The organism is Microbacterium hibisci, assembly GCF_015278255.1.
Lineage (GTDB): Bacteria > Actinomycetota > Actinomycetes > Actinomycetales > Microbacteriaceae > Microbacterium > Microbacterium hibisci.
Map to the genome: position 1 here is coordinate 265,103 of NZ_JADIJC010000002.1, position 23,661 is coordinate 288,763.

The 23,661-nt window shown below is 71.8% G+C and carries 19 protein-coding genes; 10 read left to right on the forward strand and 9 right to left on the reverse strand.

Annotated elements, in window-relative coordinates; genetic code table 11:
- Window positions 1–53 precede the first annotated feature (53 nt).
- Complete coding sequence (locus IM770_RS05355; protein ID WP_203580103.1) at window positions 54–758, forward strand: DUF899 domain-containing protein; 705 nt, start codon at window positions 54–56, stop codon at window positions 756–758.
- Window positions 759–817: 59 nt separating this feature from the next.
- Here the strand turns inward: IM770_RS05355 and IM770_RS05360 are convergent, their stop codons facing one another.
- Window positions 818–1,711 (reverse strand): aggregation-promoting factor C-terminal-like domain-containing protein, encoded by an 894-nt coding sequence (locus IM770_RS05360; protein ID WP_203580104.1) that lies wholly within the window; start codon window positions 1,709–1,711, stop codon window positions 818–820.
- 303 nt (window positions 1,712–2,014) lie between these two features.
- Between IM770_RS05360 and IM770_RS05365 the strand changes: the two genes are divergently transcribed.
- Both IM770_RS05365 and IM770_RS05370 read left to right on the forward strand, forming a co-directional pair.
- Window positions 2,015–3,970 (forward strand): GMC family oxidoreductase, encoded by a 1,956-nt coding sequence (locus IM770_RS05365; RefSeq protein ID WP_203580105.1) that lies wholly within the window; start codon window positions 2,015–2,017, stop codon window positions 3,968–3,970.
- A 169-nt stretch (window positions 3,971–4,139) separates the two neighbouring features.
- Window positions 4,140–6,260, forward strand: a complete 2,121-nt coding sequence (locus tag IM770_RS05370; RefSeq protein WP_203580106.1) for a glucose PTS transporter subunit IIA — start codon at window positions 4,140–4,142, stop codon at window positions 6,258–6,260.
- A 426-nt stretch (window positions 6,261–6,686) separates the two neighbouring features.
- Here the strand turns inward: IM770_RS05370 and pgi are convergent, their stop codons facing one another.
- A complete protein-coding gene (gene pgi / locus IM770_RS05375) occupies window positions 6,687–8,366 on the reverse strand; it encodes a glucose-6-phosphate isomerase (protein ID WP_203580107.1) in 1,680 nt (559 codons plus the stop codon).
- A 227-nt stretch (window positions 8,367–8,593) separates the two neighbouring features.
- Between pgi and IM770_RS05380 the strand changes: the two genes are divergently transcribed.
- On the forward strand, window positions 8,594–9,409 hold the full coding sequence (locus tag IM770_RS05380) for a Cof-type HAD-IIB family hydrolase (protein WP_203580108.1): 816 nt from the start codon (window positions 8,594–8,596) through the stop codon (window positions 9,407–9,409).
- A 189-nt stretch (window positions 9,410–9,598) separates the two neighbouring features.
- Window positions 9,599–9,985 (forward strand): HNH endonuclease, encoded by a 387-nt coding sequence (locus tag IM770_RS05385; protein WP_203580109.1) that lies wholly within the window; start codon window positions 9,599–9,601, stop codon window positions 9,983–9,985.
- 598 nt (window positions 9,986–10,583) lie between these two features.
- Here the strand turns inward: IM770_RS05385 and IM770_RS05390 are convergent.
- Window positions 10,584–11,339, reverse strand: coding sequence for an SDR family NAD(P)-dependent oxidoreductase (locus IM770_RS05390; protein WP_203580110.1), 756 nt, complete (start codon window positions 11,337–11,339; stop codon window positions 10,584–10,586).
- 108 nt (window positions 11,340–11,447) lie between these two features.
- Here IM770_RS05390 and IM770_RS05395 point away from each other — a divergent pair, with 108 nt between their 5' ends.
- On the forward strand, window positions 11,448–12,029 hold the full coding sequence (locus IM770_RS05395; RefSeq protein WP_203580111.1) for a TetR/AcrR family transcriptional regulator: 582 nt from the start codon (window positions 11,448–11,450) through the stop codon (window positions 12,027–12,029).
- A gap of 149 nt (window positions 12,030–12,178) precedes the next feature.
- Here IM770_RS05395 and IM770_RS05400 read toward each other — a convergent pair whose 3' ends face one another.
- Together IM770_RS05400 and IM770_RS05405 are read right to left on the reverse strand one after the other, a co-directional pair.
- The gene (locus tag IM770_RS05400) at window positions 12,179–13,021 is read right to left on the reverse strand and encodes an esterase/lipase family protein (protein ID WP_203580112.1); all 843 of its coding nucleotides are present in this window, start codon (window positions 13,019–13,021) and stop codon (window positions 12,179–12,181) included.
- Window positions 13,022–13,056: 35 nt separating this feature from the next.
- Entirely contained in the window at window positions 13,057–13,701 is a 645-nt protein-coding gene (locus tag IM770_RS05405; protein ID WP_203580113.1) for a TetR/AcrR family transcriptional regulator, read from the reverse strand.
- 111 nt (window positions 13,702–13,812) lie between these two features.
- Here IM770_RS05405 and IM770_RS05410 point away from each other — a divergent pair, with 111 nt between their 5' ends.
- Window positions 13,813–15,369: an MFS transporter gene (locus IM770_RS05410; protein ID WP_203580114.1), complete on the forward strand. Its 1,557-nt coding sequence runs from the start codon at window positions 13,813–13,815 to the stop codon at window positions 15,367–15,369.
- Window positions 15,370–15,424: 55 nt separating this feature from the next.
- Here IM770_RS05410 and IM770_RS17855 read toward each other — a convergent pair whose 3' ends face one another.
- Window positions 15,425–16,669 carry a C45 family autoproteolytic acyltransferase/hydrolase gene (locus tag IM770_RS17855; protein WP_239065797.1) on the reverse strand — a complete coding sequence of 415 codons (1,245 nt, stop codon included), beginning with the start codon at window positions 16,667–16,669 and terminating at the stop codon, window positions 15,425–15,427.
- A gap of 11 nt (window positions 16,670–16,680) precedes the next feature.
- Complete coding sequence (locus tag IM770_RS05420; RefSeq protein WP_203580115.1) at window positions 16,681–17,697, reverse strand: GlxA family transcriptional regulator; 1,017 nt, start codon at window positions 17,695–17,697, stop codon at window positions 16,681–16,683.
- 127 nt (window positions 17,698–17,824) lie between these two features.
- Between IM770_RS05420 and IM770_RS05425 the strand changes: the two genes are divergently transcribed.
- Window positions 17,825–18,892, forward strand: a complete 1,068-nt coding sequence (locus tag IM770_RS05425) for a class I SAM-dependent methyltransferase (RefSeq protein ID WP_203580116.1) — start codon at window positions 17,825–17,827, stop codon at window positions 18,890–18,892.
- A gap of 82 nt (window positions 18,893–18,974) precedes the next feature.
- On the opposite strand, the gene IM770_RS05430 is transcribed toward IM770_RS05425, so the two are convergent.
- Both IM770_RS05430 and IM770_RS05435 read right to left on the reverse strand, forming a co-directional pair.
- Complete coding sequence (locus IM770_RS05430) at window positions 18,975–20,702, reverse strand: amidase (RefSeq protein ID WP_203580117.1); 1,728 nt, start codon at window positions 20,700–20,702, stop codon at window positions 18,975–18,977.
- Window positions 20,703–20,985: 283 nt separating this feature from the next.
- Window positions 20,986–22,023 carry an agmatine deiminase family protein gene (locus IM770_RS05435; protein WP_203580118.1) on the reverse strand — a complete coding sequence of 346 codons (1,038 nt, stop codon included), beginning with the start codon at window positions 22,021–22,023 and terminating at the stop codon, window positions 20,986–20,988.
- Window positions 22,024–22,098: 75 nt separating this feature from the next.
- Between IM770_RS05435 and IM770_RS05440 the strand changes: the two genes are divergently transcribed.
- Window positions 22,099–22,728 carry a TetR/AcrR family transcriptional regulator gene (locus IM770_RS05440; protein ID WP_203580119.1) on the forward strand — a complete coding sequence of 210 codons (630 nt, stop codon included), beginning with the start codon at window positions 22,099–22,101 and terminating at the stop codon, window positions 22,726–22,728.
- Window positions 22,725–23,660: a phosphotransferase family protein gene (locus IM770_RS05445; protein WP_203580120.1), complete on the forward strand. Its 936-nt coding sequence runs from the start codon at window positions 22,725–22,727 to the stop codon at window positions 23,658–23,660. The genes IM770_RS05440 and IM770_RS05445 overlap by 4 nt, the downstream gene beginning before the upstream one ends.
- The last annotated feature ends 1 nt before the right edge of the window (window position 23,661 follow it).

A 23,661-nucleotide genomic window follows, 5' to 3' on the forward strand; every position in this document is an offset into this window, starting at 1 on the left:
GCCGGCATCCGCATGTGTACAGTGTGAACATACGCAACCACTCGGAGGTTCCGATGCAGACCACCACCCAGAAGCCGCTGCCGCCGATCGTCGATGCCGCCGCGTGGCGCCGCGAGCTCGACGAGCTGCGCGTGCGCGAGAAGGCCGCGACGCGTGAGCTCGACGCGATCGCCGCGCAGCGGCGGCGCCTGCCGATGGTGGAGCTGCCCGAGTACACGCTCGTCGGCAAGGACGGGCCGGTGCGGCTGGCCGACGTCTTCGACGGCAAGTCGCAGCTGATCGTCTACAACCACATGTGGTTCGAGGGCAAGGAATGGCACTGCCCCGGCTGCACGGGCTACACCTCGCAGTTCACGCGCCTGGACTTCCTCGATCCGTACGACGCCCGCTTCGTCATCGTCACGCAGGGGCCGATCGACGAGGCGCTGGCCTACAAGGAGCGGACCGGCAACCGCATGGAGTGGTACTCCACCGCCGGCAGCCCGTTCGGCGCCGACATGGACGCGCCCGCCGGCGGCGGCTTCGCGGTCAACGTGTTCCTGCGCGACGGCGACACCGTCTACCGCACGTGGCACACCAACGGCCGCGGCACCGAGCAGCTGAGCCACACCTTCCCGCTGATCGACCTGCTGCCCTACGGACGGCAGGAGGAATGGCAGGATTCCCCGGAGGGCTGGCCGAAGACCGACGCCTACGACGGCTGGTTCTCGTCGCAGAAGATCGGGGAGCTCTACGGCTCCGACTCACGTCAGGGGTGACGGGTGACGGATGCCGCGCCCCGCGACTGCGGCCGGGCGCGGCATCCGTCGATCACTGATCAATACCAGTCGGTCGCCTGCGAGTGTCCCCACGCGGCGCACGGCGTGCCGTACGCGCGCTTGATGTAGTCCAGGCCCCACGCGATCTGCGTCGTGGCGTTGGTCTGCCAATCGGCGCCGAAGGTGGCCATCTTGCTGCCGGGGAGCGACTGCGGGATGCCGGTGGCGCCGCTGCTGCCGTTGTAGGCCTGGTAGTTCCAGTCGGACTCCTTGTCCCACAGCGACGCGAGGCACGAGAACTGGCCGTCGCCCCAGCCGTACTGCGAGGCGGCCATCTGCCGGGCGGTCGCCTTGGCGCCGTCGGGGGTGTTGGCCGCGGCGAGGGCGGCGGCCGCCTCCGCCTGGCGCTGGGCTTCCGCGGCTGCGGCGGCCGCTGCGGCTGCGGCGGCCTCCTCGGCGGCCTTCTGGGCCTGCGCGGCCTCGAGGCGCTCGCGCAGGTCGGCGACGCGCTCCTTGACGTCGGAGATGGCCTCGGTCGTGTCGGCGGTGATCGCCGGGACGAGCAGCACCGGGACCAGGCCGATCTCGGTCAGGCGGGCGGACGCCCGCTCGAGGTCGGCGGTGTCGACGGAGGTGTCGGCGACGCCGAGGTCGAGACCCGCGGCGGTGATGTCGGTGGTGAGGGTTTCGGCGTCGGCGAGCACGGCCCGCGCCGAGAGCAGCGAGCTCTGCGCGTCGGTGCGGATCTGGCGGAAGGTCTCGGCGCTGGCCTCAGGCGCGGCCACGGAGGCGATCGCGGCACCGGCGGTCGGTGCGGCGGCGGCGAGGGCGGGGGAGGCGAGCGTGAGCCCGGTCGTGGCGAGGATGCCGAGGGCGGTGCCGGCGGCGACGGCGGGGGCGAAGAAGCGGCGGCGGGTGCGGCGGGTAGGGGTGAGCGACTGGTCTGAATGCATGACGAACGTACGATCCTTCGGGTTGTGCGCCGCGGGTGGGGGCGCGGTGCGCCCTCGGGCGGGACGCACAAGTCGACGAGTCTGCCTCATCGTGTCTGGACGAGTCCCGGTGGTTTCCTGGACAGAACGTGGGAGCGCCTTTTCCAGAAAGCCCTGATCGGAGGATGAGAAACCTCTCACGGAGCGACGCGATGACCGGGCGCCCCGCTCTGGCGCCGCGTGAATCGCCATTCACTTGACTCTTGCCCCGCGGGCGGTGCGTCGTGCATGCTGGCCGCAGCAACGGCGCACCAGGAGGCCCCCATGACGTTGACCGCAGCGCAGCGGGCGACATTCGAGTCCATCTTCGACACCTTCGCCCCGGGCGACGGCAACGGCATCCCGTCGGCTACCCGGCTCGGTGCCGTGCCGATCGCTGAGGGCATGCTCGAGGCCAATCCCCGCAGGGAGGAGGCCGAGCTCCTCTCCCGCGTGCTCTCGCTGTGGGACACCCCTCTGGGCGGCGTGCTCCTCGGCATCGGCCCGCGCCGGTTCTCGAGCCTGCCGGCGGCCCGGCGCGAGGCCGCGCTCATCGCGCTGTCGGACTCGCGCGTGCCGCTCAAGCGGGTGCTGTTCCAGAACCTCAAGTCGGCGGCGATGCTGTCGTACTACGTCGCGCCGGGCGCCGACGGGCAGTCGCCGCTGTGGGCGGCGATGGGATACCCCGGCCCGCCCGGTCCGCGGCAGGATGCGGCCACTCCGCCGCTGCATCCCCAGACGCCCGTCTCGGATCTCAGCCTCGACTGCGACGTCGTCGTCGTGGGCTCGGGTGCGGGCGGCGGCACGGCGGCGGCGGTGCTCGCCGCCGAGGGCTTCGACGTGGTCGTGCTCGAGAAGGGCGCCTACTACGACGACCGCGACTTCGACGGCAGCGAGCTGGGCGGCCTCGCGCGCCTGTACGCGCCGGGACCGTCGGCGACCGCTGAGGGGCAGCTGAGCATCATGTCGGCGCAGTGCCTCGGCGGGGGCACCGTGGTGAACTTCTCCACGTCGTTCCGGACGCCCGACCACGTGCGCCAGGAGTGGGCGGCGCACGGGGCGACGCAGTTCGCGACCTCCGAGTACGACCAGGCGCTCGACGCCGTGTGGGCACGGCTCGGCGTGACCGGTGCGTACAGCGCACCGTCGCGGCGCGATCAGATCATGGAGCGGGGACTGCAGAGCCTCGGCTGGCACGTGGGAGCGCTCGAGCGCAACGTCATCGGCTGCGACACCGGCGTCGAGTGCGGCCGCTGCGGCTACGGCTGCCGCATCGGCGCGAAGCAGTCGGCGACCAAGACCTGGCTGGCGGATGCCGAGAGCAACGGTGCGCGGCTCATCACCGCCGTGGACGTGCGCCGGGTCGAGACCTCGAACGGCGTCGCGACCGCCGTGACCGGCCGAACCGCCGCCGGCCACACGGTGACGGTCCGCGCCCGCGCCGTGGTCGTCGCCGGCGGCAGCGTGCAGACTCCCGCACTGCTGCGGCGCTCCGGACTGTCGAACCCGAACATCGGCAAGCACCTGCGGCTGCACCCCGCGACCGCGGTGTGGGCCGAGTTCGAGGAGGAGGTGCGCCCGTGGGAGGGGGCCATGCAATCGCGCTACTCGGCCGAGCACGCCGACCTCGACGGCTCGGGCTACGGCGCCGTGTACGAGACGGCGGCGGCGAACCCGGGGCTCTCGGTGGCGTTCCAGTCATGGCGCGGTGCGCAGTCCCACCTCGAGGTCATGAAGCGCCTCGCGCACTACTCCAGCGTCGGTGTGATCACGCGCGACCAGGACGCGGGCGAGGTGCGGGTGGACAAGGCCGGCGAGCCGACGATGCACTACCTGCTCTCCGACCGCGACGCCGCGCGCGTGCAGGCCGGCGTCGCCGGCGCCTCGCGGATCCTCGAGGCCGCCGGCGCACTGCGGATGTTCTCGGGCCATCAGGCGGGCATCGAGTGGACGCGCGCGAGCGGTGAGCCGCTCGAGGACTTCATCGCCCGCTGCGGCGCGGCCGGGTACGGCCCCGGCCGGTGCTCGATGGCCGCGCTGCACATCATGGGCTCGGCGCGCATGGGCGGCTCGGCGGCGACGAGTGCGCTCGATCCCGACGGGGCCACGTGGGAGGTCCCCAACATCGTCGTGGCCGACGCGTCGACCTTCCCGACAGCCTCGGGCGTCAACCCGATGATCTCGATCGAGGCGATCGCGTACATGAACGCCACGCGTCTGGCCGGGCGGCTGCGCGCCTGAAGACGGTGATGACGGATGCCGCGACCCGGCGCGAAGCCGCGGGCGGGGCATCCGGAATCCGTGTTCTCACCGGGGTATATCGCTCGGCTAGATGCGGGCGCTAGCGTAGCGCTCGACGGGGCACGGGCGTGGAGTGCGTCGTCGACGCGTTCCTCGAAGGAGAGATCCCATGGGTACATCGTCTGCAGCCGACATCGTCACCGCCGTGGGCGGTGCCCAGAACATCGAGAGCCTCACGCACTGCGCGACGAGGCTGAGATTCCAGCTCCGCGACGCCTCGGGCGTGGACGCGAAGGCCGTCGAGGCGATCCCCGGCGTGATGGGAGCCGTGCCGCAGGCGGGCGAGCGGTTCCAGGTGGTGATCGGCGGCGGCGTGCAGAACGTCTACAACGACATCATGGCGCTGCCCGACATGAAGGACGGCGGCGGTGCGCCGGCCGACGACGACATCGACGCGATCAAGGCGCGCGAGCGGGCGAAGGGCGTGCGAGGCAAGGTCGCGTGGATCGACTCGCTGTTCGAGTTCCTCTCGGACTCCTTCCGCCCGATCCTCGGTGCGCTGCTCGGCGCCTCGTTCTTCATCACGTTCATGGCGCTCATGGCGACGCTCGACGTGATCCCCGACTGGAACGCGCCCGGCGTCACGCTCGATCCCTCGTGGGCGTTCATCAACCTGATGTGGCAGAGCGTCTTCGTCTTCCTGCCGCTCATGGTCGCCTACAACGCGACGAAGAAGGTCGGCGCCGACCCGTGGGTGGGCTTCGCGATCATGGCGGTGCTCATGCTGCCCGGGTTCACGTCTCTCGCCGAGGGCGTCGAGCCGACGGCGCTGTTCGGCATCGAGGCCGCGCAGGTCGCGATCGTCCCCATCTTCGGCATCCCGATGCCGATCGCGAACTACAGCTCGCAGGTGTTCCCGCCGCTGCTCATGGCGGCGGCGCTCGGCCCGCTGTACAAGCTGCTGCGGAAGATCATCGCGGCGAACCTGCAGCTCATCTTCGTGCCGTTCTTCGCGATGCTCATCATGATGCCGCTGACCGCTTTCGTGATCGGGCCGATCGGCGTCTACGTCGGTGCGGTGCTGGCTCAGGCTCTCGCGGCGATCAACAGCTTCTCGCCGTTCATCTTCGCGATCGTGATTCCGCTCGCGTACCCGTTCATGGTGCCGCTCGGCCTGCACTGGCCGATCAACGCGATCATGCTCCTCAACATCCAGACGCTCGGGTACGACTTCATCCAGGGCCCGATGGGTGCCTGGAACTTCGCGTGCTTCGGCGCCACCGCCGGCGTGCTCGTCCTGTCGATGCGTCACCGCGACACCCAGATGCGGCAGACCGCGACCGGCGCACTCGCTGCGGGCCTGCTCGGCGGCATCTCGGAGCCGTCGCTGTACGGCATCCATCTGCGGTTCAAGCGCATCTACCCGCGCATGCTCGTCGGCTGCTTCGTCGGCGGCCTGACGATCGGCGTCGGCAGCCTCATCATGGGACTGGAGAACGGCGTCACCACCCAGGCGTTCGTCTTCACATCGCTGCTCACGATCCCGGCGTTCCAGCCGACGGGGCTGTACGCGATCGCGATCGGACTGGCGTTCTTCACGTCGATGTTCCTGGTGATCTGGTCGAACTTCCGCACGCCCGAGCAGCAGGCCGAGTTCGAGGCGGCGCGTGACGCCGCCGAGGCCGCGGCGGCTGCCGAGCACGTGGCGCCGGCGGCGGTCGAGGCTGCGGAGCCCCGCACGATCGACGCGTCGGACGCCGCTCCGGCCGCCGCCGCGGCGACGGCTGCGCCGGCGACCACCACGGCCACGGCCACCGCCGTGCGCGAGGTCGCCGTCGAGGTGCTCGCGCCCCTCGCGGGCCGCGTGGTGCCGCTGTCGGAGGTGCCCGACCCGGTGTTCGCCGGGGGAGTCATGGGACCGGGCGCCGCGATCGAGCCCACCGGCGACACGGTGTTCTCGCCCGGCGCCGGCGTCATCGCCGCGGCCCAGCCGACCGGGCACGCGTTCGGCATCGTGCTCGACGGCGGCGTGGAGCTGCTGATCCACGTCGGCATCGACACCGTCAACCTCAAGGGCGAAGGCTTCGAGGTCAAGGTGAAGAACGGCGACCGCGTCGAGCTCGGCACGCCGCTCGTCACCTTCGACCGCGGGGTCATCGAGAAGGCCGGGTACCCGCTCATCACACCGGTGATCGTGCTCAACGCCGACGACTTCGGCGAGGTGTCGCCGGTGCTCGAGGGCGAGGTCGCCGTGGGCGCCTCGCTGATCACGGTCGAGAAGAAGGAGTAGGAGAGGACGGATGCCGCGACCCGGCGCGCGCCGGGTCGGGGCGTTTCGTCTCGCTTCGCTCGCTCAACGGCCGGGGGGATGAGGTTCCCGGTCGTTGAGCGGAGGGCGCTCTGGCCGGGTCGGGGCGTTTCGTCTCGCTTCGCTCGCTCAACGGCCGGGGAGGAGGTTCCCGGTCGTTGAGCGGAGGGCGCTCCCGTGACGCGGCGTTCGCGCCGGGTCGGGGCGTTTCGTCTCGCTTCGCCCGCTCAACGGCCGGGGAGGAGGTTCCCGGTCGTTGAGCGGAGGGCGCTCCCGTGACCCGGCGCGCGCGCGCCGGGTCGGGGCGTTTCGTCTCGCTTCGCTCGCTCAACGGCGGGGGACGAGGTTGCCGGTCGTTGAGCGGAGGGCGCTCCAGCGCCCGGAGACGAAACGCGTCGAGCCCGCGGGCTACTTGCGGTGGGCCGCGTAGTAGGCGAGGAGCGTGCGGGTCGAGGCATCCTGCGCGGCGATCGCCGCCTCGTCGCCCTCGATCGCGGGTGCGATCTGCAGAGCCAGCTGCTTGCCCAGCTCGACGCCCCACTGGTCGAACGAGTTGACGCCCCAGATCACACCCTGGGTGAAGGTGATGTGCTCGTACAGCGCCACCAGCTGGCCCAGCACCGCGGGCGTGAGCGCGGGCGCGAAGATCGAGGTCGTCGGCTTGTTGCCGGCGAACGTGCGAGCCGCGACGAGCGCACCGGTGGTGCCCTCGGCCTCGACCTCTTCGGCGGTCTTGCCGAACGCGAGCGCCTTGGTCTGCGCGAGGAAGTTCGACAGGAACAGGCCGTGCACATCGCGGCCGCCGTCCTCGAGCGGGTACGCGGGGTTGGCGAAGGCGATGAAGTCGGCCGGGATCAGGCGCGTGCCCTGGTGGATCAGCTGGTAGAAGGCGTGCTGGCCGTTGGTGCCGGGCTCGCCCCAGAACACCTCGCCGGTGTCGGTGGTGACGGGGGAGCCGTCCCAGCGCACCGACTTGCCGTTGGACTCCATGGTGAGCTGCTGCAGGTACGCCGCGAAGCGGCTGAGCTGCTGCGCGTAGGGGAGCACCGCGTGCGACTGGGCGCCGAGGAAGTTCGAGTACCAGACGTTGAGGAGACCCATGAGGACCGGCACGTTGTGATCGAGCGGCGTGGTGCGGACGTGCTCGTCGACGGCGTGGAAGCCGGCGAGCAGCTCGCGGAACACGTCGGGTCCGAGCTCGATCATGAGCGACAGGCCGATGGCGGAGTCCACCGAGTAGCGGCCGCCGACCCAGTCCCAGAACCCGAAGGCGTTGACCGGATCGATGCCGAAGGCGGCCACCTTGTCGAGCGCCGTCGAGACGGCGACGAAGTGGTGGGCCACGGCATCGGTCTTCTGCTCCTCGCCGCCGTCGATCGCCCCCGAACTCTCCAGACCCGCCCAGAGCCAGTCGCGTGCGAGGCGCGCGTTGGTGAGGGTCTCGAGCGTGGTGAAGGTCTTCGACGCGACGATGAAGAGGGTCGTCTCGGGGTCGAGGTCCTTGGTCTTGTGCGCGAGGTCGAACGGGTCGATGTTCGATACGAAGCGGGCTTCGATGCCGGCCGTCGCGTACGGCTCGAGCGCCGCCGAGATCATGACGGGGCCGAGGTCGGAGCCGCCGATGCCGATGTTGACGATGTGCGTGACCTTCTTGCCGGTCACGCCCTTCCACTCGCCGTCGCGGACGCGGGTCGCGAACTCGGTCATGGCCGTCAGCACCGACTGCACGTCGGCGTCGATGTCCTGGCCGTCGACGACGAGCGCGGGCTGCGCGCCCGCCGGGCGCCGCAGTGCGGTGTGGAGCACCGCACGGTCCTCGGTGGTGTTGATGTGCTCGCCGGCGAGCATCGCGGCGTAGCGGTCCGCGACGCCCGTCTGCTCGGCCAGGCGCACGAGGGCAGCGAGGATCTCGTCGGTCACGAGGTTCTTCGACAGGTCGACGTGCAGGTCGGCCAGCTCGAAGCTCAGGCGCTCGGCGCGGCGCGGATCGATCGCGAACCAGTCGCGCAGATCGGGGGCGAACGAGTCGCGGATCGAGCTGAGCTCGGCCCAGGCGGACGTGGTGGTGGCATCGACGGGAGCGGTCACGCCCCCTAAGGTACCCGCGCCGATGCGCCCGGTGGCTTCGTGTTGCTCACCGATGGCGGGTGTGCGTTGTGAGCCGGCCGTGCGCCCGTCGCAGCCCGGCGGTCGCCCGCGGCCCGCCTCCCATCGCAGCTTCGCGCTCGCCGCGGCCTGGGGTGCCGGCATCCGCCCGCCGTCCAACGCGCGCCGCCCGCCGCGCGTTCAGGTGCCGATCGTAGGCTGGGTGCGCCATGCCTTTCCCTTCTCCCGACCTCCGCCTGATCGCCGTCGACATGGACGGCACCCTCCTCGACGGCGCCGGCCGGATCCCCGATGCCCTGTGGCCCCTGCTCGACCGGCTGCACGCGCGCGGCATCCGCTTCGCCCCTGCCAGCGGGCGACAGCTCGCGACCCTGCAGCGCGCCTTCGCGCGGCATCTCGACGACACCGTCTTCATCGCCGAGAACGGCGCGTATGTCGTCGAGGGCGAGGCCGAGATCAGCTCTGACGCGATGGACGGCTCCTTCACGGCCGATCTCGTCGGGAGGGTGCGCGCGCTCGCCGTCGCCGGCCGCGACCTCGGCGTCGTCGTCTGCGGCAAGCGCTCGGCGTACATCGAGCGGGCCGACGCCGCCTCCCTCGCCGAGGCCGAGAAGTATTACGCGAGGCTCGAAGTCGTCGACGACCTTCTCGCGGTGGACGACCAGATCCTCAAGGTCGCCATCTTCGACTTCGCGGAGGCCGCTGTCACCGCGCCGGCGCTCGACGACCTGCGCGCGACGCACCAGGTGGTCGTGTCGGGCCACCACTGGATCGACGTCATGAACCAGGGTGTGAACAAGGGCGTAGCCCTCCGCCGGCTGCAGGCGGCGACCGGCATCACCCACGAGCAGACGGCGGTCTTCGGCGACTATCTCAACGACCTGGAGATGATGGATGCCGCGTCCCTGTCGTTCGCGATGGCGAACGCGCATCCGGACGTGACGGAGCGGGCGCGCTACCGCGCGCCGTCGAACCTCGACCATGGCGTCATCACCACCATCGAGAAGCTCCTCGACGGCGCCTGACCTCCGGCGCGGTCGCCGGGTCGCGGTCTTCTGCGCCGAGTGCACGGGGTCTGCTGCGCCGAATGCACGGATCGCCGTCGACCGCACGGGGTGGGCGCGTCCACACGTCGGGCATCCGGTGGAAACCCGTGCACTCGACGCGCGCCGCGTCGCCCGGGCCTCCGCCGCCCCAGTCGGTAGCGTGGCGGCATGGCGGTGAGTCAGACCAGGCGTGCGCGCGCAGCGCGGCGGCGGGCGCGCCGCGTCGCGGCCGCCGACAACGACCTCACCCTCGATGAGTGGGCCGCCCTTCTCGAAGCCTGGGGTGCCTGCGCCTACTGCGGGGCCGCCGACGGCCCGTTCCAGAAGGACTGCGTGCTGCCCATCTCGCGCGGCGGCCGGTACACCTTCGAGAACGTCGTGCCGGCGTGCCGCTCGTGCAACGCGAGCAAGTGCAACGACGAGGTCACCGGGTGGCTGCGCCGCAAGCGCCTCGATGAGCGCGCGTTCCTGCTGCGCCACGTCGAAGTGCTCGCCGCCTGGCGTGCGGCGACGACGGCGTCCGTGTCCGTCGCGCCTCACGAGCCCCGCGACTGAGAGGACGTCACGCGCAGCCACGCTGCCGCCCGCCGTGACGAGGATGATCCTCGCCGACACGGCGTTCTCGTTGTACAGCGGCACCTGGACGCACACCGACGGCGTCGCGGACGGGAGCGATCCGGGGACGGGCAGGCGCCTGCCTCGCCACAGGAACCCGATGCGCTCGACGAGGCCGGCCGCGAGGAACGCGGAGATCGCCCAGAAGGGCGCGTGCAAGGCGAGGGTGGCGGCCCACCAGGCCGGGCTGCCCGCGGTGGGCGCGGGGAGCACGGCGACCAGGGCTGCCAGCGACAGCATGGCGATCCCCACCCCGACGGCGATCCGCCACCACGGCCGCGCTTCGCGAGCGGTCGGTGGCGCCTGCTGCTCGGTGTGTGCCAAGCGGGTGTCTGCGAGCATCGGCGTTCCCTTCCTCGTCCGGGCGGGGAACACCGTTGTTCCGTGGCACCGACCGTAGGGAGCGGGCGTGTGCGGGCTCTAAGCCGCACATGAGACCTCGCTTTCCCGCGCGCGCGAACGACAGCGACCCGCGCGCGGGAAGGAGAAGCGGCCCGCGCGCTTCGGGTGCACGCGGGCCGCTGGTCCGTGGGACTGCTCAGTGCGCCGCGTAGCCGCCGTCGACGAGGTGGTAGCTGCCGCTGACGAAGCTCGCCGCGTCCGAGGCGAGGAAGGCGACGATGTTCGCGACCTCCTGCGCGTCGCCGAGGCGACCGAGCGCGTGCTGCGCGGCCAGGGCGGACTGCGCGTCGTCGTCGAGGTTCGCGTCGACGAGCGGCGTGTGGATGAAGCCGGGGCCGACCGCGTTGACGCGCACGCCCTGGGCGCCGTACTCGAGCGCCGCGTTCTTGGTGAGGCCGACGACGCCGTGCTTGGACGCGACGTACGCCGACGACATCGGGATGCCGACCGAGCCCAGCACCGACGAGATGTTGACGATCGAGCCGCCGCCGTTGCGGGCGATGGCCGGCGCCTGCGCGCGCGTTCCGTAGAAGACCGCGTTCAGGTTGATCTCGATGACCTTCTGCCACGAATCGATCGGGTACTCGCCGACCGGGGCGGCCGCGCCGCCGATGCCGGCGTTGTTGACCGCGATCCGCAGCGGAGCCATCGCCTCCGCGGCGTCGACGGCTGCCTGGCCGACAGCGGGGTCGGACACATCGCCCACGAACGCCGTGGCGGTGCCGCCCGCGCCGGCGATCTCGGCGACGACCGCGTCGGCGGCCTCCTGTCGCACGTCGGCGACCAGGACGGCCGCGCCGTTGGCGGCGAGGGTCAGGGCGACGGCCCGGCCGATGCCGGATCCCGCGCCCGTGACGATGGCGGAGCGGTCCGCGACATCGTACGTAGCCATGATGTACCTCCGTTGGTGGCGTCATCGCGTGGCGCCTGTTGCTTATCCGACAGATGTCGGTTACATAGGAGTTAACCTACACCTGTCGAAAAGATTCCCGGAGGCGCCATGGACCCGCGCAAGCAGCGCAGCCGCGACCGGCTCTATGCGGCCGCGCTCGATCTCGCTGCAGAGCACCCGATCTCCGACCTCACGGTGACGCAGCTCGCCGAGGCTGCGGGGGTGCATCGGTCGACGTTCTACGAGCACGCGGATTCGCCGGAGGCACTCGTCGAGGCGGCTCTCACCGCCGAACTCGACGTGCTGCGCGCCGACCTTCTGAAGGACCGGGCGGATGCCGCCACCGCCGTCTCGACGGTCACCGAGGCGGTGCTCCGCCACATCCTCGATCACGTCGGCCTCTACCGCCGCGAGCTCGCCGACGGCGGCGGCGGGCTCCACGCGATGCTGAGCCGGCACTTCCGCGGCACGACTGAGACGCTCCTGGAGCGGGGGCGGGTCGAGCTCGACGTGACGGTCGCCGGGATGCCGCGATCGGACGTCGCCGATGCCGCCGCCCGCTTCCTCGCGGACGGCACCGTGGGGATCATCGACGGGTGGCTGCGGCATCCGTCTCCCCGTGTGGAGGACTTCCTGCGCGTCTACGAGGCGCTCCTCCCGGACTGGTGGCCGCACCGCCCGGCGGCCTGACCCGCGGGACCCGTTGGTGCGGCGCGCCCGTTGATGTGGCGCAACACGCGGGATGGGTGGCGCGATGCCGCGTGTTGCGCCCACCGAACGCGGACCCAGAGCGGCTGGGGCCAGTGCCGAGGTCGAGCCAGGGCCGGGCGGTGGGAGGGTCAGGCGGCGTCGGGGCGGCCGAGCAGCGCGATGCCGTCGAGCACGGCCTTGTGCGTCTCGGGGGAGTCGAGCAGCCGGAAGTGCCCCGCGGCGGGCACCGCGATGTTCGTCGCGCCATCCAGCGCGCTGCCCTCGGGGATGTGCGGGTCGTACGGGCCGAACACCGACACGATGCGGCCGTTGATGGACGTCTCGCGGCCCAGCATGACGATCGTCTCGTCGTCGGGCAGGAACGCGCGGATGCTCGGGTCCACGAAGATCCGCGCACGCCGGGCGCCGCCGAACGGCGTCGCGACGGCCACGAGCCCCAGCAGGCCGAGCGGACGCTCGCCGGAGGGCGGTGTGGCGCGTGCTGCGGCATCCGTCGGATCCTGCCCGCGGGCCGCCGCCTGCGCCGCCTCGACCGCCGCCCCCGACGTGACCAGCACGTGCTTGCCGATGAGCCCGCCCTTGCTGTGCGCCACGATCACCCGTCCCGCGCTCGGCGCGGGGGTCTCGGCCAGCATGCGCGCGAGCCGGTCGGCGGTGTCGGGGATGCCACGCCGGTTCACACCGAGCCCGTGCACGACGCACACCCGATGGCCTGCGGCGGCGAGGGCGTCGCCGAGCGGGCGCAGGAAGGTCCAGTGCTCGTAGACGCCGGGGAGGAGGTACACCTCGGGCAGTCGGGGGTCGCCGCGGCGCCAGCGGTCCGGCGTCGGGCGGGGTCGGCCGATCGACCACGGGAATGAGAAGAGCGCGAGCTGACGACGCCCGGCGTAGACGTAGTCGGCGGCCCACCACAGTCCGCGCCGCAGCAGCGTGGGGCGGGGGGCTGCGACGGATGCCGCCACTTCGGCCATGTGCGGCAGTCTACGAGTGCGTGGGTGCCCGAGGGTCAGGCTGCGGGCACCGGGGCGCCCCGGACCCCGGTGATCGCCGACTCCACGACGGATGCCGCGAGAGCGTCGATGACCGAGGCCGACTGCCACCGCACCGGGCCGTGCACGGCGATGTCGGCGAACCCGTGGACGGCCGACCAGCACGCCCATTCGGCGTACGGCCGGCGCGCGGGATCGAGCGCTCCGGCATCCACCATGGCGTCGAGGGTGTCCATGAGGAGGCGGAAGGGCGCGACGATCTCGTCGTCGAGGGTGACGATCCCCTCGTTCGCGTGGGTGTCCTGCGTGAAGAACGCGGTCTCGAACCAGCCGCGCTCGGCGCGCGCGAAGTCGATGTAGGCGAGTCCGACCCGCCGCAGGCGCTCGATCGCCGCAGCCGCAGGGGAGGGGTTGTGCGGGGCCGCCTCGACCCGCTCGACGATCGCGGCGGCCAGCGCGAGCTGCGCCTCGCGGGCGACGGCCCGCACGAGCGTGTCGCGGTCGGCGAAGTGACGGTAGGCGGCGTTGGGCGAGACGCCGACGGCGCGGGTGGCCTCGCGCAGCGTCACGGCGGCCGGGCCGCCGGTGCGCGCGAGCTGAAGCCCCTCGTCGATGAGAGCACGTCGGAGGTCTCCGTGATGATAGGTGCGCGCGGTGCTCATTGCGTCCTCCCGCCCCGGTGTGTACGTTGTGAACACCGAATGTGAACAGTGTCCACATTCAGCTTAGGCCTCGTCACCCCTCCCTGATCGGAACACGCCGAAGGAAAAGCCATGACCCAGCCGAGCCCTGCGGGGCCCGCCGGATCCGAAGAGACTCTCCAGATCACACCCGGTCCGCGCACGCTGCGCGCGTTCTACCAGGTGCTCGTCAATACGGCGGTCGCGAACGTCACGACCAGCTACCTCTGGTTCGCGCTGACCTTCTGGGTCTACCTCGAGACGCAGTCGGTGCTCGCCACCGCGATCATCGGCGGCTCGTACATGCTGCTCGTGGCGGTCTTCGGCGTGGTGTTCGGCGTCATCGTCGACCACATGAAGAAGAGGGCCGTCATGCTGCTCTCGAGCGTCGTGACGACGGTGACCTACCTGCTCGCCGGCGCGATCTTCCTGGTGTTCCCCGAGAGCACCCTGCTGGACTGGACCGGCCCGTGGTTCTGGGTGTTCGCCGGCGTCATCCTCGTCGGCGGGGTGGTGGAGAACCTGCGCAACATCGCCCTGTCGACCACCGTGACCCTGCTGGTTCCGGCCGAGCGGCGCGAGAACGCGAACGGCCTCGTCGGGGCGGTGCAGGGGATCGCGTTCATGGTGACGAGCGTGTTCTCGGGGCTGTCGATCGGCCTCCTCGGCATGGGCTGGACGATCGCGATCGCCATCGCCGCGACCGGCGTCGCCCTCATCCACCTGCTGTTCGTGCCGATCCCCGAGCGCGGCGTCGCCCACGCCGAGGGGCAGGCGCCGCAGGGCTTCAGCTTCCGTGGTGTGATCCCCGCCGTCATGGCGGTGCCCGGCCTTCTCGCCCTCATCCTGTTCGCGACGTTCAACAACCTCGTCGGCGGTGTGTTCATGGCGCTCATGGACCCGTACGGCCTCACCCTGTTCTCGGTCGAGATGTGGGGCATCGTGCTCGGCGTCACGAGCTTCGGCTTCATCATCGGCGGCGCGCTGGTGGCCAAGTTCGGGCTCGGCAAGAACCCGGTCCGGACGCTGCTGCTCGTCAACATCGGCGTCGCGCTGCTCGGGATGACCTTCGCGATCCGCGAGTGGTGGTGGCTGTACGCGCTCGGCATCCTCGTCTTCATGGCGCTCATGCCGATCGCCGAGGCCGCCGAGCAGACGATCGTGCAGCGCGTCGTCCCGTTCGAGAAGCAGGGACGCGTGTTCGGCTTCGCCGCGAGTGTCGAATCGGCCGCCGCACCCGTGTCGGCCTTCCTCATCGGACCCATCGCCCAGTTCTGGCTCATCCCCTACATGGAGTCGCCCGAGGGGCAGGAGTCGTTCGGCTGGCTGCTCGGCGAGGGCGAAGCCCGCGGCATCGCACTGGCCTTCGTGGGCGCGAGCCTGCTCCTGCTGCTCGTCGTGCTGCTGGCGTTCTTCTCGAAGCCGTACCGCGAGCTCTCCGACGCGTATGCATCGGCCCCGCCCTCGCTGCACACCGACGGCGAGGCGGCGGGCGCCGAGCCCACGAGCGACGGCGACGGACGCGCCGGGGATGACGGCGACGGACGCGACGGCGACGGACGCGATGGACGTAGCGACGAGACGACGACGGATGCCGCGACCGCCGCGTCCGAGTCCGCCGGCGAGGATCTCCGGTCGGGCCGGCGCTGACCCCACCCCGCAGGCCGTCGCTGACGCCGTCGGGCGGGCGATGCGCCCGCCCGTGTCAGAAGCGGGTGAATCCCTCCGCCGCGGCCTGGTCCGGCCGCCCGGCGAAGACGTCGAGCCCGAAGCCGACGGTGTCGACGCTGACGGTCAGCAGGGTCGCCCACTGATCCACCCGCGGCAGCGTGAGGTCGGGGCTGATGCAGATCGCGGCGTCGGCGCCCTGCGCGCCGCACGCGGCGAGGGCGCGGTCGGCCGCGTCGAGGCCCGCGAGCTCGTGCCGGACGGTCTCGAGGTGGGCCAGGCGCTCGACGGTCGTCGAATCGGTGGACGGCATGAGGTCGCCCGCCGCCAGCGCGGGGTCGAGGAAGTGATTGGTGTGGAACAGCCAGCCGTCGGCGGCCGGCTCGACCACGCCGAGGCCGGCGGGGGAGAGCTCGAGCGACGCGGCGTGCGACCCCCGGGTTCGCGATACCGAGCCGGCCGGGTCCGCGGCGTGCGACGCCCGGCCCGACGACCCCGACGAGCTCGGGCCGGACGAGCCCGGGGCGGACGACCCAGACGAGCCCGGGCCGGACGACCCCCACGAGTTCGGGGCGGACGACCCCCGCGAGCCCGGGCGGGACGAGTCAGGGTCGTACGACTCGAACACCGTGAGCACCGTCGAGGCGCTCACCGCCGCGCTCGCCGCGAGGCGGCGTGCGTCGTCGATGGAGCGGGCCTCGTCGAGGATGCGCCGGGCGACGGCGTGCACGGGCACGCCGCCCGCGTCGGAGTCCGACGCGTGCGACAGGATGTTGAAATGCAGGCCGAGCCCGGCGCTGTTCACGCCGATCTTGCCCGGTGTGCCGAACTCCGTGAACGTCTTCACCCGCAGCCCGGTGCCGGACGTGTAGGCCAGCAGAAGCGCGTCGGGCACCAGGAAGTCGTGCCAGTCCCACGTCTGCAGCGTCTCGGCCGGGCCGGAGCCGACGTGCACGGCCGTGGAGCACTCGCCCTCGGTCGGCCTCGCGGCAGCTGCCAGGATCTCGGTGCGCGCCGCGACCGCGGCGACGCGCCACCGGTCGATCCCGGCGGCGGCGGCGACGGCGTCCGACTCCGCCGCGATCCCGGGCGCCCAGTCGGCCAGGGCGGCGCGACTGCGCTCCGCGATCGCCCGTGCGCGCTCCGGGGTGATGCCGAGCTCGGCGAAGTGCTCGAGGTAGAGCGCGGCTGCACGCGCGAACTGCGGCGCGAACGCCGCGCCCAGCTCGCGGCCGCGGGCGACGGGGTCGATCTGGGCCGACGTGGCCGTGCGAAGCAGCATCGCTCTCCTCCTCAGCGGATCGTGGTCCGGATGACCGGCACCCGGTAGCGCTTGCGATACACGCCGGGAGGCAGCCCGGTGACACGTTTGAACAGCCGCCGGAAGAAGGCCGGATCCTCGTAGCCGACGTGCCAGCCGATCGCCTCCACCGACTCCTCCGTCTGCTCGAGGCGCCGTTTGGCCTCCTCCACGCGCAGCCGCTGCACGTAGGCGAGAGGGCTCACGCCGGTCGCCTCGGTGAAGCGCCGTTTGAAGGTGCGCTCGGCGAGCCCGGAGCGCACCACCAGCTGCTCGACGGGTGCGGCCACCGAGTAGTGGGTGCGCAGCCAGTCCTGCGCGTCGGCGACCACGGCGTCGCCGTGACCGGTCCGACCCTCGAACACCATGTAGGGCGCGAGGCCGTCCTGGTGCCACTGGAGGGCGAACATGCGCGCGGTCTCCTGCGCGAGCGCTGCGCCTGCGAACCGCCCCGTCAGGTAGAGCACCAGGTCGTGCCACGTGGTCGACGCCCCCGACGTCACGAGCTCGTCGCGCGTCCCGGTGACCAGGAGCGCGCGCTCCGGGTGCACGCGCACGTCGGGGTGCGCCTGCCGCAGCTGCGTCGCGTAGTCGTAGTGCACGGTCACGTCGCGGTCGTCGAAGCGGCCCGTCTCGGCGAGAAGGAAGATGCCCGAGCACGCCGAGCACAGGAGTGCACCCTGCTCGTGCATGCGCGACGCCCAGTCGACCAGCTCAGGATAGCGTCCGGTCTGCCAGCCGTCGGCGCCGAGCACGATCGACGGCACGATCACGATGTCGGTGTGCGCGATGTCGCCGACGGCCTGCGACACCGGCACCGGCACCCCGCTCACGCCCATGAGCGGCCCCTCGTCGGCGCCGACGATCCGGGCACGGAAGGGAGCCGGCGCCGCCGCGTCACCGATGCCCATGACGGCGAACGAGTTCAAGACGTCGAGCACGCCGAACATCGTCGCCACCCCGGTGTCGGGCAGCGCGACGACGCTGACGTCGAGCGTGCGTGCGGTCATGTCGCCTCCTGGCACCACATCGTGGCACGAATGACCCGAACGAGGGTCGGGATGCCCCTGAACCCGAGGCTGCGGCATCCGGAGCATGGAAGCACAACGTCGATCGGACAACGAAAGGACCGACACCATGACGACGACCACCGTCGATGAGACAGCGCTGAATGCCTTCGTGCTGCGCGCCGTGGACCACCTCGGCGCCGGCTACCTCGGGGTGATGGTGAGCCTCGGGGCGCGCCTCGGACTCTACCGCGCGCTCGCCGAGGCGGGCCCGCTCACCTCGCAGCAGCTGGCTGACCGCACGCACTGTGCCGAGCGGTACGTGCGCGACTGGGCCTCTTCGCAAGCCGCCGCCGGCTACGTGACCTACGACGCCGAGGCCGGCACCTTCGCGCTCAGTCCCGAGCAGGCGATGGTGCTGGCGGATGAAGACAGCCCGGTCTACCTGCCGCCCGCCTGGAACACGCCCGCGGCGATGTGGAGCGACGAAGCCCGGGCGCTGCACGCGTTCCGCACCGGCGAGGGCATCGCATGGGGCGACCACGACCCGCGACTGGCGCACGGCACCGCCGCCTTCTACCGCAACGGGTACCGGGCGAGCCTGGTCTCGCAGTGGCTTCCCGCGCTGGACGGCGTCGTCCCCGCCCTCGAGCGGGGCATCGCCGTCGCCGATGTGGGCGTGGGGCACGGACACACGAGCGTGCTCATGGCGCGGGCGTTCCCGAACTCGCGATTCCACGGTTTCGACACGCACGCGCCCTCGATCTCGGAGGCGCGTCGCAACGCCCGCGAGGCCGGCGTCGAGGAGCGCGTGCAGTTCGCGCAGGTCAGCGCGAAGGACTACGACGCCCGAGGCTTCGGACTGATCTGCTTCTTCGACGCGCTGCACGACATGGGTGACCCGGTCGGGGTGCTGCGGCACGCGGCCGAGGCGCTCACGCCGGACGGCACGATCCTGCTGGTCGAGCCGAACGCCGCCGACCGCCTCGAAGACAATCTCCACGTCGTCGGCCAGACCTACTACGCGGCTTCGAGCATGATCTGCACCGCGCACTCCCTCGCGGACGGCGGCGAGCTCGTGCTGGGCGCGCAGGCCGGTCCGGCCCGCCTCACCGAAGTGCTGAACCAGGCCGGCTTCTCGCGCGTCCGCGTCGTCGCCGAGACACCGTTCAACCTCATCCTGGAGGCCAAGCGCTGACCCACGACGCACAGCTCTCTTCTCAGATGCACGCGGCGGCGGCCCCACCCGGGGTCGCCGCCGTCGGCCTGCCCCCGACGGATCAGAGCTCGGGCGTGCGCGGGGGAGCGGTGCGTCGCGCGCGCAGCGCCTCGAAGGCGGCGGCCCACGTCAGCAGCTCCGTATCGCCGTAGGCGGGCCCCGCGATGGTGAGGCCCACCGGCATCCCGATGTCGGCCATCGTGCCCATCGGCACGGTCACGGTCGGGATGCCGAGATGACGGATCGCGAGGTTGCCGTTGGCCACCCACACGCCGTTGCGCCAGCCGAGGTCGGCCGACGCCTCATTCACGTCCATGTCGGCCGGTCCGACATCGGCCACCGCTGGGAAGAGCACGGCGTCGAGGCCGAGTCCCGACATCCATTCCTCCAGGTCCCTGCGGCGGGTCTCCTCGAGGCCGCGCACGCCCGCCTCGAGTTCGGGGATGTCGGTGAAGGCCGCATACGGGTGCTCGCGCACCTGCGCCGGGTAGGTGGCGATGTCGTCGTCGAAGCCGGTGTAGCGGTCGGGCAGCGCGCCGTCGGGGTGCGGGAAGACAGCGGCGCCGTCGACGGCTTCGAGCCGGTCGAGCGCGGGATCGCCGTTCGCGCGCAGGAAGTCGTCCCACGCCCATGCGGACAGGTCGACGATCTCGCGGTGGAGGAACTCCTCGGTCACGAGTCCGCGGCTCTTGATCGTGGGTGCACCGGGGCGGTCACCCTCGTAGTTCGTCACCACGGGGAAGTCGACCTCGACGACCTCGGCACCGGCTGCCTGCAGATCGCGGCGCGCGGTCTCCCACAGCGCGATCACCGCGGCGCGCGTCTCGACGCGCGTGCCGGTCGGACCGCCGATGCCGCCTTCGGGGTTCGTCCCGGCGTCGGGGTCGGCGTTGATGTACATCCGCGGCACGCCGAACCGTCGACCCGCGAGCGTCGCGCGGGCGCTGTCGGCGTCTACGGCGCCGAGCGCCGGGTATGAGGCAGGGCGCAGGGAGGAGGCATCCGGAATCTCGATCCACGGTTGCGCGCGCCAGAAGTCGCCACGCGTCTCGGGGTCGTCGGCGACCATCACGTCGAGGATCTCGAGCAGGTCGGCCATCGTGCGGGTGTGCGGCACGACGACGTCCATCGTGGGCACGAGCGGCCAGTTGCCGCGCACCGAGATCACGCCGCGCGAGGGCGTGTACGCGCACAGCGCGTTGTTCGAGGCGGGCGCGCGGCCGCTCGACCAGGTCTCCTCGCCGAGGCCGAACGCCGCGAACGACGCGGCGGTCGCCGTGCCCGACCCGTTCGAAGAGCCCGAGCCGAACGCCGACGTCAGGAAGTCGGCGTTGTACGGGCTCTCGGCGCGGCCGTACACGCCGCGTTGCATGCCGCCGTTGGCCATCGGCGGCATGTTGGTCAGCCCGAGGAGCACCGCCCCGGCCTCGCGGAGCCGCTCGATCGAGAAGGCGTCGCGCTGGGCGACGAGGTCGGCGAACGCCGGCGACCCCGCCGCGACGGTCAGCCCCTTCGCCATGAACGAGTCCTTGGCGGTGTACGGGATGCCGTCGAGAGGCCCGAGCGTGCGGCCCTCGGCGCGACGGAGATCGGATGCCGCGGCCTCGGCCCGCGCGTCGGGATTGCGTACGACCACCGCGTTGAGTGCTGTCGCCGTGCCGGGGGCGTCGTACGCGTCGATGCGGGCGAGGTAGGCGTCCACGAGCTCGACCGCCGTGACCTCGCCGGCTTCGAGCGCGGTGCGGAGCTCGGCGATCGTCTTCTCGACGACGGGGAAGGAGCGGGTCATCGGTGTCCTCCGCGCTCGCGGCGTTTCGTCTCGCTTCGCTCGCTCAACGACCGATGCCCGGCGCGTTTCGTCTCGCTCCGCTCGCTCAACGACCGATGCCCGGCGCGTTTCGTCTCGCTCCGCTCGCTCAACGACCGATGCCCGGCGCGTTTCGTCTTGCTCCGCTCGCTCAACGACCGATGCCCGGCGCGTTTCGTCTCGCTCCGCTCGCTCGACCACCCAGGGCCGGTCGTTGAGCGAGCGAGGAACGAGCGAGACGAAACGCGCCGCGGGTCGCGCGCGCTCATCGGCCGGCCACCTTCGGCTGCTGCTGGGTGATGCAGTGGATGCCGCCGCCGCCCGCGAAGATCTGGCGCGCGTCGACCGTGACCGCCCGGCGCCCGGGGTAGGCGGCCTCGAGGATCTCGCGCGCCCGCGCGTCGGCGCGATCCTCGCCGAAACCGCACGCGATGATCCCGCCGTTCACGACGAGGTGGTTGACGTAGCTGTAGTCGACGAATCCCTCGTGGTCGCGCAGCGTCTCGGGGGCGGGGAGGTCGATGATCTCGAAGGCGCGGCCCGCGGCATCCGTCTGCTCCGACAGGAAGGCGCGCAGCGCGCGCGTCACCTCGAAGTCGGGGTGGTCGGGGTCGCGCTGGTCGTGCAGCAGGAGCCTGCCCGGGGTCGGGATGGTGGCCACGATGTCGACGTGGCCGTTGGTGCCGAACTCGTCGTAGTCGCGGGTGAGGCCGCGGGGCAGCCACACCGCCTTCGTGGCGCCGATGGTGCGTTGAAGCTCCGCCTCGACGCGCGCCTTGTCGGCGAACCGGTTGCGGCGCGGGTCGAGCTGCACGGTCTCGGTGACGAGCACGGTGCCCTCGCCGTCGACGTGGATGCCGCCGCCTTCGTTGACGAGGAGGGAGCTCACGAGCTCGGCGCCCACCAGCTCCGCGGTGAGGCGTGTGTGCGCGGCGGCCTTCTCCCACGACGCCCATTCGGGGGCGCCCCAGCCGTTGAAGACCCAGTCGACCGCGCCGAGGACGCCCGGACGATCGTCGTCGACGACGAACGTCGGCCCGTGGTCGCGGAACCAGAACTCGTCCACCGGCGTCTCGACGACCTCGATCTCGGACGACAGCCGGCGGCGCGCGTCGTCGACCCTGGAGGGGTCGACCAGCATCGTGACGGGTTCGAAGCCGGCCACGGCGTGCGCGACGGCGCTCCACGCGTCGTAGAAGCGCTCGCGCTCGGCGGGGTCGTCGCCGAGCGTCGGCCCCTCGTTCGGGAAGGCCATCCACGTGCGCTCGTGCGGGTCGCCCTCGTGCGGCATCCTCCAGGCCATCGTCGCCCTGTCCCTCCGTGTCCGTACTTAATTGATCTAGCGATCAATAGAGAAGCTACCTATGCTGGCGGGAACATGTCAAGCACAGCCGCACGACCTCGCACCCGCAAGGCTCCCGCCGAGCGTGCCGCCGAGATCGTCGCCGCCGCGACCGAGCTCGCGCGCGAGGACGGCCTCAGCGCGCTCACGCTGCGCGCGGTCGCCGAGCGGGCGGGCGTCGCATCGGGACTCGTCGCCCACTATCAGCCGTCGATGGACGACCTCGTGGCGCGGGTCTACACCGACCTCGTGGAGGAGGAGGTGCGCGACGTGGAGCGGGTCGTGGCGGCGGCCGACGAGCCGGCCGGCCGCCTGGGCGCGCTCATCGAGACGCTCATGGACGGCGCGCGCGAGGAGCTGACGGTGGTGTGGGTCGAGGGGTGGGCGCTGGCACGGCGCAATGAGCCGCTGGCACTCGCCGTCCGCGCGCAGATGCAGCGGTGGCAGTCCCTCGTCGAGAGCATCGTGGCGGACGGATGCCGCGCCGGCACGTTCTCGACGACGGAGCCCGGCGAGGTGGCGTGGGAGCTGATCGGCATGATCGACGGACTGAATGCGCAGTCCCTCGCGCGCGGCACCGACACGACGCGCTTCGCGCTGCGCACCGCCCGCGCGGCCGAGGCCCTCGTGGGGGCGCAGCCGGGATCGGTCCCGGTGCGTGCATGAGCCGCGTGCAGTGGTCGGAGATCCCCGCGGCGGTGCGCGCGGGGATCGAGGACGTGCTCGGCGACGCGGTCGTCGAGGCGACGTCGCAGTCCGGCGGCTATTCGCCGGGCTCGGCCGACCGTGTGGTGACGGCCTCCGGCCGTCGCGCCTTCGTCAAGGCGGCGAGCCCCGCCGTCAACGTCGATACACCGACCATCCACCGGCGCGAGGCCGAGATCTCCGCCCGCCTGCCCGCGGGCATCCCCGCGCCGGCCCTCCTCGGCGCGGTCGACGACGGCGAGTGGATCGCGCTGGTGCTCGAGGACGTCGAGGGCCGGCATCCCGTCACTCCCTGGGAGCCGCGCGAGCTGGACGCGGTCTTCGACGCGCTGCATCGGATCTCGGCGGTCGAACTGCCCGCCGACGTGCCGGTGACCGATGTGGCCGACGCGCTCGCCGGCGACGCCGCTGCGTGGCGCGGGATCGACGTCGACGCCCTGGGGTCGCTGCCGCACGGCCTCGACGACTGGGTGCGCGCGCATTTCGAGGGACTCGTGGATGCTGCCGCCCGCGGGGCCTCGGACGCCCGGGGCGACCGGCTCGTCCACTACGACACGCGTGCCGACAACATCCTGCTGCGCTCCGACGATTCCGTCGTGCTGATCGACTGGCCCTGGGGTGCGCGCGGGGCGGGGTGGTTCGATGCGCTCAGCCTGCTGATCAACGTGCGGTACTTCGACGCGGCTGCGGACGTCGAGAGCCTGATCCGCCGGCATCCCGTGTTCGACGGCATGCCGGCCGACGCGGCGACGAACGTGCTGGCCGGGTTCGCGGGCATGTTCCTGTCGTCGTCGCTGCGTCCCCATCCGCCGCGCATGCCGACGCTGCGCCCCTTCCAGCGCGCCCAGGCCGTCGTCACCCTGGACTGGGTCCGCGAGCGCTGGAAGGGTTGAC

Excerpts from the sequence above, each read along its gene's own strand:
- IM770_RS05355 (WP_203580103.1), top strand. The coding sequence starts at position 54 with ATGCAGACCACCACCCAGAAGCCGCTGCCGCCGATCGTCGATGCCGCC.
- IM770_RS05360 (WP_203580104.1), bottom strand. The coding sequence starts at position 1,711 with ATGCATTCAGACCAGTCGCTCACCCCTACCCGCCGCACCCGCCGCCGC.
- IM770_RS05365 (WP_203580105.1), top strand. The coding sequence starts at position 2,015 with ATGACGTTGACCGCAGCGCAGCGGGCGACATTCGAGTCCATCTTCGAC.
- IM770_RS05370 (WP_203580106.1), top strand. The coding sequence starts at position 4,140 with ATGGGTACATCGTCTGCAGCCGACATCGTCACCGCCGTGGGCGGTGCC.
- IM770_RS05380 (WP_203580108.1), top strand. The coding sequence starts at position 8,594 with ATGCCTTTCCCTTCTCCCGACCTCCGCCTGATCGCCGTCGACATGGAC.
- IM770_RS05385 (WP_203580109.1), top strand. The coding sequence starts at position 9,599 with ATGGCGGTGAGTCAGACCAGGCGTGCGCGCGCAGCGCGGCGGCGGGCG.
- IM770_RS05390 (WP_203580110.1), bottom strand. The coding sequence starts at position 11,339 with ATGGCTACGTACGATGTCGCGGACCGCTCCGCCATCGTCACGGGCGCG.
- IM770_RS05395 (WP_203580111.1), top strand. The coding sequence starts at position 11,448 with ATGGACCCGCGCAAGCAGCGCAGCCGCGACCGGCTCTATGCGGCCGCG.
- IM770_RS05400 (WP_203580112.1), bottom strand. The coding sequence starts at position 13,021 with ATGGCCGAAGTGGCGGCATCCGTCGCAGCCCCCCGCCCCACGCTGCTG.
- IM770_RS05405 (WP_203580113.1), bottom strand. The coding sequence starts at position 13,701 with ATGAGCACCGCGCGCACCTATCATCACGGAGACCTCCGACGTGCTCTC.
- IM770_RS05410 (WP_203580114.1), top strand. The coding sequence starts at position 13,813 with ATGACCCAGCCGAGCCCTGCGGGGCCCGCCGGATCCGAAGAGACTCTC.
- IM770_RS17855 (WP_239065797.1), bottom strand. The coding sequence starts at position 16,669 with ATGCTGCTTCGCACGGCCACGTCGGCCCAGATCGACCCCGTCGCCCGC.
- IM770_RS05420 (WP_203580115.1), bottom strand. The coding sequence starts at position 17,697 with ATGACCGCACGCACGCTCGACGTCAGCGTCGTCGCGCTGCCCGACACC.
- IM770_RS05425 (WP_203580116.1), top strand. The coding sequence starts at position 17,825 with ATGACGACGACCACCGTCGATGAGACAGCGCTGAATGCCTTCGTGCTG.
- IM770_RS05430 (WP_203580117.1), bottom strand. The coding sequence starts at position 20,702 with ATGACCCGCTCCTTCCCCGTCGTCGAGAAGACGATCGCCGAGCTCCGC.
- IM770_RS05435 (WP_203580118.1), bottom strand. The coding sequence starts at position 22,023 with ATGGCCTGGAGGATGCCGCACGAGGGCGACCCGCACGAGCGCACGTGG.
- IM770_RS05440 (WP_203580119.1), top strand. The coding sequence starts at position 22,099 with ATGTCAAGCACAGCCGCACGACCTCGCACCCGCAAGGCTCCCGCCGAG.
- IM770_RS05445 (WP_203580120.1), top strand. The coding sequence starts at position 22,725 with ATGAGCCGCGTGCAGTGGTCGGAGATCCCCGCGGCGGTGCGCGCGGGG.